We start from the raw sequence: 2,206 nt of genomic DNA, 5'->3' as shown, positions 1-2,206 counted from the left end.
AGGCCCGGGATGCCATGGCATCCCGGGCCTTATCATCGGTGCTTACGCGCCGACCTTGAAGCGGGCGAAGTCGGTCAGCGTGAGACCGGCGTCGGAGGCGACCTTCGCGACGGACAGCTTGTTGTCCTTGGCGTAGTCCTGGTCGAGCAACGACACCTGCTTGAAGAACGCGTTCACGCGACCCTCGACGATCTTCGGCAGGGCGGCCTCGGGCTTGCCTTCGTTGCGGGAGATCTCGGTGACGATCTCGCGCTCCTTCTCGACGTCGGCCTCGGGCACGTCGTCGCGGGTGAGGAACGAGGGGTTGGCGAACGAGATGTGCTGCGCGATAGAGCGAGCCGTCTCCGCGTCGTCACCGGTGTAGGCGAGGACGACGCCGACCTGGGGCGGGAGGTCCTTGCTGGTCTTGTGCAGGTAGACCTCGAACTTGTCGCCGCGGATGGTGCGCACGCGGCGGAGCTCGACCTTCTCGCCGATGATGGCGGCCTCGTCCGAGATGAGCTGCTCGACGGTCTGGCCGTCGGCGTCGGCGGCGAGGGCGCCCTCGACCGAGTCGGCACCGGCGGCGGCAGCCGCGGCGACGACCTTGTCGGCCAGAGCGATGAAGCGGTCGTTCTTCGCGACGAAGTCGGTCTCGCAGGCGAGCTCGAGGAGCGTGACGGCACCCTCGGTCTCGCGGGCGGTGACGAGGCCCTCGCTCGTGGAGCGGTCGGCGCGCTTGGCGTTGCCCTTCGCGCCCTTCAGGCGCAGGATCTCGACGGCCTTCTCGACGTCGCCGTCGGCCTCTTCGAGCGCCTTCTTGGTGTCGACCATGCCCGTGCCGAGCTGCTCGCGCAGGGCCTTGATGTCGGCGATCGTGAAGTTTGCCATGGTGTGGCGTCTCCTAAGTCGTTGGTGGTGCTGGTGTGAGCTCGGCGGGGCCGTGTGCACCCCCGGGGTGCGCGTACGACCCCGCCGGATCGTAGCCTGTGCGGGTGACGCCGCGGTGTCGCGGCGGCGCGCTTACTTGCTGTCGGCGGCCTCGGCGTCGGTGACCTCGGCGGTCTCTTCACCGGACTCGGCGGCGACGGCCTCGTCGTGGGCCTCGGCGCCGGCGGCGTCGTCAGCGGACTCGGTCGCAGCCTCGGTCGCCTCGGCACCGGTCTCGGTCGCCTCGGGGGTCTCGAGCAACTCGCGCTCCCACTCGGCGAGGGGCTCGGCGGCCTCGTCTTCGCCCGCGGGCTGGTGACGCTGGATCAGGCCCTCGGCGGCGGCGTCGGCGATGATGCGCGTGAGCAGGCTCACCGAGCGGATCGCGTCGTCGTTGCCGGGGATCGGGTACTGGAACTCGTCCGGGTCGGCGTTCGTGTCGAGGATGCCGATGACGGGGATGCCGAGCTTCTTGGCCTCGTCGATGGCGAGGTGCTCGCGCTTGGCGTCGACGACCCAGATCGCCGAGGGGGTCTTCTGCAGGTTGCGGATACCACCGAGCGACTTGTGCAGCTTGTCGAGCTCGCGCTTCTTGAGCAGCAGCTCCTTCTTGGTGAAGCCGCTCTCGGCCGGGTTCTCGTAGTCGAGTTCCTCGAGCTCCTTCATGCGGGCGAGGCGCTTGGACACCGTCTGGAAGTTGGTGAGGAGGCCACCGAGCCAGCGCTGGTTGACGTAGGGCTGGCCCACGCGGGTCGCCTGCTCGGCGAGGACTTCCTGCGCCTGCTTCTTGGTGCCGACGAAGAGGATGGTGCCGCCGTGCGCGACGGTCTCCTTGACGAACTCGTACGCCTTGTCGATGTACGACAGCGACTGCTGGAGGTCGATGATGTGGATGCCGGAGCGCTCGGTCAGGATGAAGCGCTTGACCTTCGGGTTCCACCGACGGGTCTGGTGTCCGAAGTGAACGCCGCTGTCGAGCAGCTGGCGGATGGTGACGACGGCCATGGTCGTACTCCTGTTCTGGGGCGCTGGCGCGCCATGGTTGCGGTTGTTTCGCGCCGATCGAGGGAGCGGCGAGCCTGGTGCCCGGCGCACACCCGCCTTCCGCCGGAGCGGAGGACCGTGGGGTGTGGATGCCGCGCGGTGCGCTGACCCGGAGGTCAGTGCGGTGCGCTGTGGGCACGCGGAGTCATCCCGATACACGGGATGCGTCCTCCAGCATACAGGACCGCTCCTCCCCACGAGCTCGGTTCCGAGCTCCGTGCACCGAACCGGCCGTGCGGCGTGCGGCGCGCGG

The 2,206-nt window shown here is 68.9% G+C and carries 2 protein-coding genes; both read right to left on the bottom strand.

The genetic code is table 11. From position 1 onward, the window contains the following. Window positions 1–42: 42 nt before the first annotated feature. A complete protein-coding gene (tsf, locus tag D8Y23_RS16480) occupies window positions 43–870 on the bottom strand; it encodes a translation elongation factor Ts (protein WP_128219098.1) in 828 nt (275 codons plus the stop codon). 132 nt (window positions 871–1,002) lie between these two features. Further along, on the bottom strand, window positions 1,003–1,914 hold the full coding sequence (gene rpsB / locus D8Y23_RS16475) for a 30S ribosomal protein S2 (protein ID WP_128219097.1): 912 nt from the start codon (window positions 1,912–1,914) through the stop codon (window positions 1,003–1,005). Between the last annotated feature and the right edge of the window lie 292 nt (window positions 1,915–2,206).

It is taken from the genome of Microbacterium enclense (genome assembly GCF_004022425.1).
Lineage (GTDB): Bacteria > Actinomycetota > Actinomycetes > Actinomycetales > Microbacteriaceae > Microbacterium > Microbacterium enclense_A.
Note: the sequence above shows the minus strand (reverse complement) of the source record. Positions and strands in the feature narration are given on the sequence as shown.

What these genes read in the sequence shown, in the direction of transcription:
- tsf (WP_128219098.1), bottom strand. Translation starts at nt 870, where the DNA reads ATGGCAAACTTCACGATCGCCGACATCAAGGCCCTGCGCGAGCAGCTC.
- rpsB (WP_128219097.1), bottom strand. Translation starts at nt 1,914, where the DNA reads ATGGCCGTCGTCACCATCCGCCAGCTGCTCGACAGCGGCGTTCACTTC.